Origin of the sequence: Alteromonas sp. 5E99-2 (assembly GCF_017368475.1) — a bacterium.
GTDB lineage: Bacteria > Pseudomonadota > Gammaproteobacteria > Enterobacterales > Alteromonadaceae > Alteromonas_F.
This window is the reverse complement of the sequence record NZ_JAFNJE010000003.1, coordinates 122,891-136,171: the sequence shown is the minus strand read 5'-3', so window position 1 is coordinate 136,171 and position 13,281 is coordinate 122,891. Positions and strand designations below refer to the sequence as shown.

Genomic DNA, 13,281 nt, shown 5'->3' with positions numbered 1-13,281 from the left:
TTTCAGTGGTTTCTAGCATACTATTCCATTGCTCTTAACTAATAATCCCGATATCGTGGCCAGAATTTTAATGTAGGAAGTCAAATAACACCCACTGTTCACGGCGGCAATAGTCCTGCGTTAATCATTAATACCTCATATCGAAGGAGTAAAACGTTTGAAATGTCTTGTTATTGGCAGTGTCTGGCCAGAGCCTAATTCTTCAGCCGCAGGGGAAAATATGCTCACGATTTTGCGTGGCGCTTGTCAGCGTAACTGGAACGTCGAATTTGCTTGCGCGGCACAAGAAAGCACGCATGCTTTCAACTTAGATTTGTTAGGAATAAAACAAGTTAATATTGAACTTAATAACAGTAGCTTTGACTCCTTTGTCAGCGAATCCAATCCAGATATTGTAATTTTTGACCGCTTTATGACCGAAGAACAATTTGGCTGGCGAGTGTCTAATTGTCTCCCCAATGCGGTAAAAATATTAAATACAGAAGATTTACACGGACTTCGTCAGCAAACTCATTTAGAAACCAAAACAACTAAACTAGACAGTACGATTAATGATGTAATGATACGAGAAGTCGCCTCTATTATGCGCTGTGATAAAACTTTGGTCATCACAAAGAATGAACTCAACTGGTTAACTGAATACGCAAACATAAAATCAGATTTGCTGCACTATTATCCGCTGTTACCTCATTGCGATGGATCTAGTTCACCTTCATTTGAACAACGCCAGCATGTGAGTTTTATTGGTAATTTCAAACATGCGCCAAACTGGAATGCAGTATTAACACTTAGTAGGTTTTGGCCCAAAATAAGAGCAAAACTCCCTAACGTTGAATGTCATATTTATGGCGCTTATCCGCCTAAAAAAGCCACAGCACTGACCAATAAAAAGTCGGGTTTTATTGTCAAAGGATGGATTGAAAATGCTGACGACGCCTTCAAAGGTTATCGGCTTTCACTTGCACCAATTCAGTTTGGTGCTGGCGTAAAAGGTAAGTTAATTAGAGCGATCACTAATGGAACACCCAGTGTAGTAACGCCGTTGGCAATTAAAGGTATATGTATCGAAGAACAATGGCCTGGTAAGGTTACGCATAACGACGAATCATTTATAGACAGCGTTATTTCACTTTACAATGACAAGTTACAATGGGAAAAACATCACCTAAACACATTTCAACTTAAGGCTAAATTGGCAAAAGAAAAAAAACAACATAGTAACTTCTATATTGAAACTGAAACACTACATCGAAACTTAAAGTCGTTTAGAGAAAAACATATTTTATCCCGAGCTTTCAATCACCAAACAATGAGAAGCCATCAGTATATGTCACAGTGGATTGAAGCAAAAAACAACTCAATTGATAAAGCACAAAGCTAAGATAAATAAAGGCCAAGTAAAACGTTAATTTTGCTTGGCCTACGTTTAAATAGAATTGACTTACAATGGTTTTTTATTCAAGCCCACCTGACAAGGTTATGCCTGATGTAGTGCTAAATGCATGCACACTTATATACCATGTTCCCGCTTGCGGATCGTCAATATTAACCGATTCGTTATTTCCGTTTAAATAAGGGCGATAGTCCCAATCATTAAGCGTCGGCTGAGCCCCAAAACGAATATAAAGATCACCATCACCTGACCCGCCTGAAATATTCACATCTAACTCTGATGCGCCTTCAGGTACATTCAATGTGTAATGAGTGAAATTACCTGTGGTCATATTAGGAACGCTCACAGAAAATGTAATAGGTGTAAAGCTATCAGAGCCACCACCGGAAGAATTCCCTAAAATGTCATCGACTGCATCATTGGCGTTCGCAATACCAGAGCCACATTGACTACAATTACCTGGAAACGAATTCGCAGTATCAACAATAATCGATTCAACTTCGTCTGGTGTTATTGATGGGTCTAGTTCGTAAAGCAAAGCCGCAATACCTGCAACATGAGGCGTTGCCATTGACGTGCCCTGATAATATTCATAGCTATCAGCTGAAGGCCCTGCAGTCCCGGTATTAAGTGTAGAGAGCACCCCACTGGTTTGGCCAAAAGCTAAATCCCCACCTGGAGCAGCAACATCCACTACTGAACCAAAATTTGAATAGCTGGCTTTTGCCCCTGTAGGACCTGTAGCGGCTACTGAAATAACACCCGGACAGTTAGCAGGTACGGCACTAGACGCATTTACATTTGAGTTACCCGCTGCAACAACAACAGTAGTACCGTTATTTCTAGCAGTGTTGATTGCATTGATATAAGTTTGAGAACAAGAACCAGAGCCGCCTAAACTCATATTGATGACTTGAGCCGGGTTAGGGTTACTCGGTATTCCCGCTACATTGCCACCAGAAGCCCAAACAATTCCATCGGCAATATCTGAAGTGAATCCACCACATTTACCTAATACGCGAACTGGAACAATTTTAGCATCATAAGCAACACCTGCGACGCCTAGATTATTATCTGTAACTGCCGCAATAGTGCCAGACACGTGGGTACCATGCCAAGAACTCGAAGACGCTCTCGAACCAGAGCCGCATTCATTCGCTGCTGTTCCGTCGCCAGTATCTCGTGCATCACTATCTCTTCCATTGCCGTCATTTGCCATGAAAGCGTCACTTATCATGTCATAACCAGGTAATATATTTCCAACCAAATCAGCATGGGCAACGTACCCAGTATCAAGCACGGCAACAATTACGCCATCGCCCGTAGCTTTATCCCAGGCATCCTCAGCGTTAATACTCGTGCTTTGCTGATAATAATGCCACTGACTACTATAAAGAGGGTCGTTAGGTACTAAATAATGTTGCATTAATTTATCTTCTTCAGCATAAATAACATCACTCATTCCATTGAGCTCTTGTAACGCCCATGTTATTTCACTGTCATCCATGTCTTCAATTTCAAAAACTTCCGTTTCTGAAACTGTTTCTTTTAGGTATTTAGCTTTTCTTGCAAGCCTATTTGCAATTTTCTCTTCTCTGGCTTTATGTTTTTGTTTTTTTGAGCGTGTATCTTCTGTTTGCTCAGCAAACTTAACAATCAATCGTTTTTTCACGTTTGATTCAGTATTTTCTGCGTAAACATTTGAAACAGCGCTAAGAGAGAGAGTTGCAATAGCTAGAGGGAGTACTTTTGATAATTTCATACGAATTCCTGTCGTTAGTTTTGTCAAATTTAAATTGATGCAAAAAATCCTTGCTCACAAAACATACGCCTTAACAAAAAGTATGTAAAGTAATCAAAATTATATTTTTATATGAAATCCAATACCTGAAAGAAGAGTGAGCCTCTAACTGTGTTGATTAGCTAACACCACTGCATTCACATTAGCGGCGAATGCTTTTAAGTCACTTTCAATGAATTTAGGAATGGCTAATGTCATGACTACATTATGGTGATATTCACAATACTCTACCAAACCTTGGTGTTGCTGAACAAAATGCCGAAAATATTGCTCGTGTTTGAATTCGGTTTCCACTGTGACTTTCATTAATGGCAGGTGTTTTACAACTTGTAGTTTTTCAGCGGTTTGCTGCACTGCACCAGAATACGCTCTTACAAGCCCACCAGCACCTAGCTTTGTTCCACCAAAGTACCGACTAACCACCACGGCAATATCGCCAATGTCTTTATGTTGAAGTACATTAAGCATTGGTTTACCTGCCGTGCCACTGGGTTCGCCATCATCTGACATACCCGCGTTCACTGGACACGAAGGGTCGCCCAGTTTATACGCCCAACAATGATGGCGAGCATCGGGGTAATCATGTTTACACGCCTCGACCAAACTCATCGCATCTTGACGTGTTGTAGCAGGTCCAATTCTAGCGTGAAACAAGCTTTTTTTAATTTCTAATGTTGTTTCTAAGGTTTCATTGGGAATGAAATAAGACATGACTATACGTCTTGTTGAAATTGTTTGAGTTTCGCCACTAACGCCGCCACTCCGCTATTGCGCGAAGGACTCAGATACTTTTCAAGGTTGAGGTTAATTAAGTGGCCATCGAAATCAAACTCACAGAATGCGTCTTTAGCTACGTTTTGAACTGGTTCAAAAATCAATTGAATAAGACCTCGAACAATTTTACCGTCGGAATACCCTTTCAGTTGTATAAGCTTGTTTTCTTCGGTCATTTTCAACCATACCCGAGATTCACAACCACTGATTTCATGCAGTTCGCTCCTTTGATCTTCATCAAGGGCATTAAGTTGTTTACTGGCTAGCATTAAGACACGAGTTGCCCCTTCCCATGAGGTAGCTTCGATATACCTAGACACCCACTGCTTGCTTTTATGATCAGCTAAGTTCATCACTACATTCTTCTGCACTCATGACGATGACATCGTCTTTTACAGCACTTGGGCTTATTAACAAATTAACCTGATTGTTTTTTAAACCCGGCAACCATGTAGTTTTAAACTCATTTAATGAAATTCGACAAGGTTTTGCGTCAGGGTGAAATTTTTGCAACCAGTTGTCAGCCAATTTTTCATGAGTCCAAATCGGCAAACATTCAGATTCGTTTCTAATTGCCATAACCCAGCCATCGCTACCCTGCACGCCCCAGACCTCTAATGTACTAGGTAAGTACTCAAAGAAGCTCTGTTGTCTTAATTCAGCTTCTAATTCGGCCCATTCTTGAGCAAGTGTATCGGTTAATGTTAATGCCATTTGTTATCCATTGTGGGGTTTTCGTCGCGTCTGTAATGCGCTTTTGGTACCATTTGCAATATTGTACTTAAACTAAAGAGTAAACTCAGCAAATGAAGGTTGTTTCTTTCAATATTAATGGCGTGCGCGCCCGTTTACACCAGCTTCAAGCGCTTATCGACAGCCATGCACCGGATATTATCGGTTTGCAGGAAATAAAGGTACACAACGACGTATTTCCTGAACAAGCCATTAAAGATATGGGCTATCACGTTTATTTTCACGGCCAAAAAGCCCATTACGGCGTAGCAATGCTATGTAAAAATGAGGCTGACTCAGTCACTTACGGCTTCCCCACCGATGATGAAGATGCCCAGCGTCGTATGATAATGACATCTCACACGTTAGACAATGGTGAAAAGCTAACCGTGATGAACGGGTATTTCCCACAAGGCGAAAGCCGTGACCATCCTTTAAAGTTTCCTGCTAAACAAAAGTTCTATAGCGATTTAATGCACCACTTAGATACTGAGCACAACCCAGACGAAAATGTGATTGTTATGGGCGATGTGAATATTTCCCATACCGATTTAGACATTGGTATTGGTGAGCCCAATAGAAAACGTTGGTTAAAAACAGGAAAATGTAGCTTTTTACCCGAAGAACGAGAATGGCTTAATACCCTAATAGATTGGGGCTTTACTGATACCTTTAGAATGCTAAAACCAGACGAAGCCGAGCGTTTTAGCTGGTTTGACTATCGCTCAAAAGGCTTTCTAGACAATAGAGGTTTACGCATTGATTTAATTTTAGCAACGAAAAAATTGGCTGAAAAAACCGCGTCGGCAGATATTGATTATGAATTAAGGGCAATTGAAAAACCTTCAGATCACGCCCCTATTTGGACCGAGTTTAAACTGTAATGGGTTAAAATGGAGCTTATTGCTATTTGATAAGCTCCAATCTTGCAGGCGCAACTCTCATTAGCGCCACTATCTCGAAGAGAAAAGTTCGATCAAATGTCCTGTGGCTAGCTCTTTTTCTTTCTATCGATACAACCCAAGTCTTTTTCAGGCGCAATCACATCACGCACTACTTGCTTTAATTCTGTTATTTCAGGAAAGCGCCCTTCACTTTTACGTGACCATATAAGCTGGCCGTTGGCAGTAATTTCAAAAATACCGCCAGAGCTGGGCAACAACGACATCTCGTCGATATCACCCTCGAAAGTAGAAAGAAGCTCTTGAGCCATCCACGACGTTCGCAATAACCAGCGACACTGAGAACAATATTTAATTTCAATTTTATTCATAGGATGAAGCTCAATACTTACTTTTTAAAAAGCACGTCCATTACACCGCTTAGCTCTTTTTTCCCTTCGCGAATTTCTTCTTCACTTAAACCCGCTAGTTCATGAGGGAACACAAGCCATTCATCACTTTTCTGAACATAATAGTCAGGTGTAATTTCTGTTTTATTATTTTGCGGTTTGTACCAAGGCGTAGCGACTCGAATATCTGAAGGCGTATTTAATCGCATTAATTTCTTAATTTGCTTTAACAAGGCATCCACACTTCGGCCTGAGTCGAATACATCATCAACAATCAACAATCCGTCTTCTGCGTTGGCGTTTTCAACCAAATAATGCAAACCATGCACTCGAATTTCTCGTGATTGCTTGTTTATGCCATAGTAAGATGATGTGCGAACAGCAATATGATCAGTAGGCGCATTCATAAATTCAAAAAATTCTTGAACGGCAATTCCAATTGGCGCACCACCCCGCCAAATCCCGATTATAAATTGCGGTCTAAAGCCGTCTTCATAAACTTGAGACGCTAAGCGAAACGCATCTTCTAGTAATGATTGAGATGTTAGAAAGACTTTATCCATGGGATCAGCTCATATAGTCAAAAAAAAGGACGGCGAGTATAAGCAATTTTTACTCAATTCTCTACCGCTTCACCGACTAAACCTACTAGCTATTGTGTAGTACGTTAGCAGGCTTCACTTTCATTGCTCGATACGCGGGGTACAAACTCGCCAACAAACACAATAAAATCGAAAAACCAATTACCGATGCGATTTGAATACCATCCACAACAAAAGGAACAACATTTCCATCAATAGACAAGGCTAACGACACACCTACGGCTTTTAAAATAGGATTAAGAGTGTAAACCAATGCAAACCCCAACACAGCACCAAAGAAAGTCCCTTTAATACCATTGAAAATACCGTTAAATACGAAAATACCCATTATTGAAGAACCTTGCATACCTTGCGTTTGCAAGATTGCGATATCCGGCTGTTTTTCAGTTACAACCATAACTAAAGAAGAAATAATGTTAAATGCAGCTACTGCGATAATAAGTAACAACATAATAAACATGAGATTTTTTTCCATTTTAACTGCATCAAACAAAGTACCTTGGCGCCCACGCCAGCTGCTCGATTCAAGATTATTATCATTTAACCAGTCAGCTACCACGTCATATTGAAAGGCATCGTATAAAAATAATCTAAGGGAAGACGCGGAATCACCCGACTTGCGTTTTAGTTTTTTAACATCTTTCCAATGCATTAATATTGCCGTGTCGTCGGCTTGTGAACTCAAATCAAAAAATCCAACCACTTTCACCAGTCTTCGGCTAGGAACTCGACCAAAAGGTGTGTAGATAGACTTACCGGCTATAATTACACGCACTTCGTCACCAGGGTTTATATCCATTTGAACGGCAAGGGAGCGTCCTATTATGACTTCAAAGCTTCCCGGCTTTAAATCCAGTGAGCCAAACAACAAGTTATCGTTAAACACTGAGTATTGCGCCATAACATTTGGCTCGATACCTTGGATTTGAATACCTCTTAGAGCGCTGCGAGACTGAATGACTGCATCCACTTCTTCAAATGGCATTACCGCTTCAACTTTGTCGTGACTTTGAATATCTAAATCAGTATCTGAACTCACAACAAGGTGAGGGACAACCCCTAATACACGCTGTTTAAGTTGGGCTTCAAACCCATTCATAATAGAAACAACAGTAATTAGCGCCATAAGTCCTAGCGCAATCCCCGCCACTGACATACGATTAATGAAAGATACAAAACTGGTTGTTTGCTTCGCACGGCTGTATCGCAAAGCTATGTATGGAGAAATCCAATTAAACAATGATTCAAACCTTTAGTTTATACAAAGAAAAGACTAGGCCCTTAAGATTTCCGCATAATACGTGTAAGCTTAATCAGTAACAAGTCGATAACTAAGGTGATGCCCGTGTTGACACAAGAAGAAAAAAAAGCGCAATTCGAAGAATTTTTTAAAATAGCCCACCCTTTAAATGTGAATGTGTTGCCACTGGCAACCAATACGCCCTGTGATTTTTCAGAATTTGAAGCTCAAATGCCTTATGCATTTAAACTTGCTGGGCAGTTTTCAGGTATTGATGGCGGATTATTGCGTTCACTAAAACTCGCTAGCCAAGATTCAGAAGCTCTCGTGGCATTTTTAGAGGCGCAATCACAGAAAATTGATTGGATGTTATCCTACATTCTTGAACAACAAGACGACCCAGAATACCGCCATAACACAGTTAACTTCGGTGGTGGTGGTATGGTTATTGACCACAATGCCCCATTTGAAGTTGGTACACTTGCTGAAATTAAACTATTTGTGCCTTCTGAGCACAGTGCAGTTTATACCCATGGTGAAGTCATCACTTGCGAAGCAAAAGAAGATAGGTACCATATCGGCTTTCTGTTTTCTCATATTAGAGAATCAGACCAAGAATTGTTGGTAAAAGCGACCTTACACTTACAAACACAACAATTGCGCGCCCGACATAAAGTTAACGCTAACGAGTAATATACATACAACATGAAAGAAAATTTGCTGTCTTTACCTCTTGCTATCTTTAATCCCAAAGCCACTAAACAAGATCACAAACAATGGTCTTGTTTAGCAGGAAGCAGCGACGCTCTGGCCATAGCTCACGCAATTAAAGAGCATCAAGGGCCTCTTGTCATTATCACCGCAAGTACACCGTCGGCAATGCAACTAGAAAGAAGTATTCCTTTTTTCTTAAACGACAGCAGTATACCCATTACGCTTTTTCCCGATTGGGAAACACTACCCTATGATGGTTTCTCTCCTCATCAAGATATTATTTCTCAGCGTTTAGAAAGCTTGTACCGTCTATCAAATGATCAAAAAGGTGTGTTTATTGTCCCTGTAAACACCCTTATGCAACGCCTGTCTCCAACGGACTACCTTGCCCAGCAAGTCATGTTGTTCAAAACCGGTGAAACCTTAGACAGAAACAGCTTTCGCAGACAACTAGAACGCGCTGGGTATTTACATGTAAATCAAGTTATTAGTCACAGTGAATTTAGTGTTAGAGGCAGTGTTATTGATGTCTTTCCTATGGGCAGCGATATGCCATTTCGCATTGACTTATTTGACGATGAAATAGACAGCATTCGCTTTTTCGACACTGAAAACCAACGTTCTTCCGATAAAGTCGATAATATAAGGTTACTGCCAGCCAGAGAATTTCCCACGTCCAAGCAGGCTTTAGGCTTATTTAGAGAACAGTATCTTGAAGAATTTGGTGTAAATAACGCACAAGATTCCATCTTACCGACAGTCTCCAAAGGCAATTTAGTTGGCGGTATCGAATACTATTTACCTTTGTTTTTTGAACAAACTGCAACACTTTTCGATTATCTACAAGATGACACCTTGTTAATGCTTCATGGCGACATTCAAACGGCATGTGGTAGCCACTGGAAAGACATAAATGAACGTTATGAGCAGCTAAGATACAACCTTGCACGACCACTTTTAACGCCCAATAAGCTCTTTATTGCAGAAGAAAATTTATTCTCTCAACTGAATCAACGACCTCGTGTTTCCTTACTAGGTGATAGCGGTAAATCACAAAGTGCAAACACTGCTGCCCCCTTTAGTGAATTAACCACAATTGCTTTGAATCCCGGAAAAGATGACGCAGCCGAAGGACTAAGAAGCGCACTTGAAGAAGCAAAACAAGGTAAAGCAAAGCTCATTTTTGTTGCTGAAACTAATGGTAGACGAGAAAATCTTATTGAGGTGTTGGGGCGCTCTAGTATACGCCCGACAAATACAGAGAGTTTCGAACAGGCTCTCTCCCATGATGCTTCCATATGCTTATGTGTAGGCTGGTTAGAACATAGCTTTAAATTAACTCGTTCGCTGGATTCACTCTACGTTATTACAGAGACAGAGCTACTCGGTTATAAAATTAGCCAAAGGCGACGCAGAGACGCAAAAGCCACAACAGATGAAAGTGCGGTCATTCGAAATTTGGCTGAGCTTTCTGTAGACCAGCCCGTAGTTCACTTAGATCACGGCGTAGGACGCTACAAAGGCTTAGAAACATTAGATGCTGGCGGTGTTGCTACTGAATATTTACACATTGAGTATGCAAACGAATCAAAATTGTATGTGCCAGTTTCATCTCTTCATTTAATTTCCCGATACAGTGGCGGAGACGTCGACAATGCGCCTCTGAATCACCTTGGCACTGATGCATGGCGTAAAGCCAAGAAAAAAGCAGCAGAGAAAGTCAGAGACGTCGCCGCTGAATTACTGAATGTCTATGCAAAACGCGCTGCAAAACCCGGATATTCCTATTCCATAAATTGGGAAGACTATGAAGTATTTGCTGATAGTTTCCCTTTTGAAGAAACCCCAGATCAAACCCAAGCAATCAATGCTGTGATTAATGACATGGGCAATGCCAATGCAATGGATAGATTGGTGTGTGGCGATGTAGGCTTTGGTAAAACCGAAGTGGCCATGCGAGCAGCGTTTATTGCTGCAAATCAAGGTAAACAAGTGGCCATATTGGTGCCCACTACCCTGCTCGCGCAGCAACATTACGAAAATTTCAAAGACCGATTTAGCCAATGGCCATTTAACATCTCGGTGATGTCTCGATTTGTTGCAGGTAAGGCACAAACCAAAGTACTTGAAGACATAGAACTTGGCGATGTGGATATTGTTGTAGGTACTCATAAACTACTGCAAGACGATATCAAATTTGCCGATCTCGGTTTAGTTATCATCGATGAAGAACACCGCTTTGGTGTACGCCAGAAAGAAAAATTTAAAGCATTGCGTTCTGATGTAGATATATTGACATTAACTGCAACCCCAATCCCCAGAACGCTAAATATGGCGCTTTCTGGCATGCGGGATTTATCAATTATTGCCACGCCTCCAGCAAAACGTTTATCCATAAAGACTTTTGTTCAGCAGCGTCAAGACCCCATTATCAGAGAAGCGATAATGCGAGAGCTGTTACGAGGTGGACAAGTTTATTTCTTGCATAATCAAGTAGACACCATAGAAAAAACAGCAGCAGAAATTGCTGAAATAATACCTGAAGCTCGTATTGCCATAGGCCATGGCCAAATGCGAGAGCGTGAATTAGAAAACGTCATGTCTGATTTTTATCATCAGCGATTCAATGTTCTAGTGTGTACTACCATTATCGAAACGGGCATCGATGTTCCCACAGCAAATACCATTATAATGGATCGTGCTGATCATTTAGGGTTAGCACAACTACACCAGTTACGAGGTCGTGTAGGACGTTCTCATCACCAAGCTTATGCCTATTTACTGACTCCTCATCCCAAGCGCATGACAAGAGATGCAACTAAGCGTTTAGAAGCTATCGCATCTTTAGAAGACTTAGGGGCAGGCTTTGCACTTGCTACTCATGATTTAGAGATCAGAGGCGCAGGAGAACTCTTAGGTGACGATCAAACCGGTCAGATCACCAGTGTTGGCTTTTCGTTATACATGGACATGCTTGAGCAAGCCGTCGAGGCCTTAAAAGAAGGTAAAGAACCATCATTAGACGACGCATTAGCTCAGCAAACAGATATTGAATTACGTATTGCAGCACTGTTGCCAGAAGACTATATCGGTGATGTGAACATGCGACTATCTTTATATAAAAAGCTCGCTAACTGTAAAAACCAAGATGATATAGATGAATTCCAAGTAGAATGTATTGACCGATTTGGTTTATTACCTGATCCCGCAAAAAATTTAGTCTCTATGGCTGCACTCAAAATTAGAGCAAAAGCCCTAGGAATAGAAAAAATAGAAATGCATAGTCTAGGCGGTACCTTGCTATTTTCTTCAGAGATGAAAGTCAACCCGGGCTTTATTATTCAGTTAGTACAAAAGCGCAATCGTGAATTCAAGTTTGAAGGTAGTCAAAAATTGAAATGGGTAATCAAAACTGATGACGCCAAGGCTAGATTACAAAAAGTATCAGCATTATTAAGCGAATTTGAGCAGGAGCAATTAGCCTAGTGAAAATCAAACATCCAATAAAATCATGTTTATTACTATCCTCGCTAACCTTGCCTTGCATAACTTTTGCTCAAGAAGAAAAGCAATGGTGGTTTGATGTTGAAGTTATCGTTTTTGATAGAAATCAACTTATACAGTCTCATCAGGAACAATTTGAATATGCATCGACACTGAATGCCCCTAAAGCAGATTTAGATTTAATTACCCATACAAACGAACCGGATATCAGTGGCCTTTATCACAGTTTAAAACCTTGCCATGAAGAAAAGCCCGAATCATTATTGCCCCCTATAGTACTGACAGAGCTTATTGGTGATTTACATTTGCCAGAGCAACTTTTGCCAGAGCAGCTTTTGCCAGAGCCACTTTCACCAGAATCTCAGATAACAAGCGAAGAAGATACGCCTCCTGAAACACCTTCAGTGGACGACTGGGTTGATAGTTTTTTGAATGAACAGTTCCAGTCTCCTCAAATAGAAATAAATATTCCTAAATTTGGTTGTGTTGACGACAGTGTCGAATATGACACCTCTGCATTTGCTAAACCGAACTTGTTACCTGTAAACCACTTTGGCGTTTCTCATGATGAATCTTGGGGGCCGGGGTTACTATCAAAACAAGATTTGATGTTACAAGAACTCAGTTTGCGAATTAGAAGTGAAAAAGGGTTAACTAGATTACTTCACGTTGCTTGGCGACAAGAGGTAAAGTTCGGCCAAGAAAATGCGCAAAGTGTACGGGTTTTCGGCGGTAAAAATTACGCGCAAGACTACGATAGACAGGGCTTCAAATATATTGAAGATAATACAGAAGAAAGTACTGAGCAGTTATATGGCCCCGCTTTCGATTACACTGTTGCTTTACAAGATGGCTACGGAAATGATCCGATAGATATCACTGCCTTTGAAAAACGGTTGGGTAGCGAAATAGCCTTAGAAGAAGCAATACAGATAGACACACAAACCCAGCTTTCAGAACTTTGGCAAGTCGACGGAAACTTAAAAGTGTATTTGCAGTATGTTAACCGCGTTCCTTATTTACACATAGATGGCGATATTGCCTATCGTCAACCAATTACACTAGAGTTAAACGGTGAACAACAAGAACAATTGGTCAGTATTCCCTATAAGCAGTTGCGCAGAGTGATTAGTTCGCAACTGCATTATTTTGACCACCCTATGTTTGGGGTTTTAGTGGAAATACGTCGTTACGAAAAAGCCTGATCGCTAAAGTGACGTCAACAGGGCC

12 protein-coding genes are annotated in these 13,281 nt (G+C 40.8%); 5 read left to right on the top strand and 7 right to left on the bottom strand.

What is annotated here, in order from left to right; genetic code table 11:
- Positions 1-157: 157 nt before the first annotated feature.
- Positions 158-1,381 (top strand): glycosyltransferase family 4 protein, encoded by a 1,224-nt coding sequence (locus J3L16_RS04420; protein WP_207611685.1) that lies wholly within the window; start codon positions 158-160, stop codon positions 1,379-1,381.
- A gap of 73 nt (positions 1,382-1,454) precedes the next feature.
- On the opposite strand, the gene J3L16_RS04415 is transcribed toward J3L16_RS04420, so the two are convergent.
- The 4 genes from J3L16_RS04415 to J3L16_RS04400 all read right to left on the bottom strand — a co-directional run bounded on the left by J3L16_RS04415 (position 1,455) and on the right by J3L16_RS04400 (position 4,682).
- Positions 1,455-3,155 (bottom strand): S8 family peptidase, encoded by a 1,701-nt coding sequence (locus J3L16_RS04415; RefSeq protein WP_207611684.1) that lies wholly within the window; start codon positions 3,153-3,155, stop codon positions 1,455-1,457.
- A 144-nt stretch (positions 3,156-3,299) separates the two neighbouring features.
- A complete protein-coding gene (locus J3L16_RS04410; RefSeq protein ID WP_207611683.1) occupies positions 3,300-3,905 on the bottom strand; it encodes a YigZ family protein in 606 nt (201 codons plus the stop codon).
- A 2-nt stretch (positions 3,906-3,907) separates the two neighbouring features.
- Entirely contained in the window at positions 3,908-4,321 is a 414-nt protein-coding gene (locus J3L16_RS04405) for a SufE family protein (RefSeq protein WP_207611682.1), read from the bottom strand.
- Positions 4,308-4,682, bottom strand: coding sequence for a DUF2750 domain-containing protein (locus J3L16_RS04400; RefSeq protein WP_207611681.1), 375 nt, complete (start codon positions 4,680-4,682; stop codon positions 4,308-4,310). Before J3L16_RS04400 ends, J3L16_RS04405 begins: the two co-directional genes overlap by 14 nt.
- Before the next feature lie 92 nt (positions 4,683-4,774).
- On the opposite strand from J3L16_RS04400, the gene xthA reads away from it, so the two are divergent.
- Positions 4,775-5,584, top strand: coding sequence for an exodeoxyribonuclease III (gene xthA / locus J3L16_RS04395; protein ID WP_207611680.1), 810 nt, complete (start codon positions 4,775-4,777; stop codon positions 5,582-5,584).
- A gap of 107 nt (positions 5,585-5,691) precedes the next feature.
- Here the strand turns inward: xthA and J3L16_RS04390 are convergent, their stop codons facing one another.
- The 3 genes from J3L16_RS04390 to J3L16_RS04380 all read right to left on the bottom strand — a co-directional run bounded on the left by J3L16_RS04390 (position 5,692) and on the right by J3L16_RS04380 (position 7,833).
- Positions 5,692-5,973: a SelT/SelW/SelH family protein gene (locus tag J3L16_RS04390; RefSeq protein WP_207611679.1), complete on the bottom strand. Its 282-nt coding sequence runs from the start codon at positions 5,971-5,973 to the stop codon at positions 5,692-5,694.
- Between the two features lie 17 nt (positions 5,974-5,990).
- Positions 5,991-6,554 carry a phosphoribosyltransferase family protein gene (locus tag J3L16_RS04385; RefSeq protein ID WP_207611678.1) on the bottom strand — a complete coding sequence of 188 codons (564 nt, stop codon included), beginning with the start codon at positions 6,552-6,554 and terminating at the stop codon, positions 5,991-5,993.
- A gap of 85 nt (positions 6,555-6,639) precedes the next feature.
- Complete coding sequence (locus J3L16_RS04380; protein WP_207611677.1) at positions 6,640-7,833, bottom strand: lipoprotein-releasing ABC transporter permease subunit; 1,194 nt, start codon at positions 7,831-7,833, stop codon at positions 6,640-6,642.
- A 99-nt stretch (positions 7,834-7,932) separates the two neighbouring features.
- Here J3L16_RS04380 and J3L16_RS04375 point away from each other — a divergent pair, with 99 nt between their 5' ends.
- From J3L16_RS04375 to J3L16_RS04365, 3 genes are read left to right on the top strand one after another with little or no spacing between them, the layout of a single operon-like run.
- On the top strand, positions 7,933-8,526 hold the full coding sequence (locus J3L16_RS04375) for a PilZ domain-containing protein (protein ID WP_207611676.1): 594 nt from the start codon (positions 7,933-7,935) through the stop codon (positions 8,524-8,526).
- A 12-nt stretch (positions 8,527-8,538) separates the two neighbouring features.
- Complete coding sequence (mfd, locus tag J3L16_RS04370; protein ID WP_207611675.1) at positions 8,539-12,033, top strand: transcription-repair coupling factor; 3,495 nt, start codon at positions 8,539-8,541, stop codon at positions 12,031-12,033.
- A complete protein-coding gene (locus J3L16_RS04365; RefSeq protein ID WP_207611674.1) occupies positions 12,033-13,256 on the top strand; it encodes a CsiV family protein in 1,224 nt (407 codons plus the stop codon). Before mfd ends, J3L16_RS04365 begins: the two co-directional genes overlap by 1 nt.
- Positions 13,257-13,281: the final 25 nt, after the last annotated feature.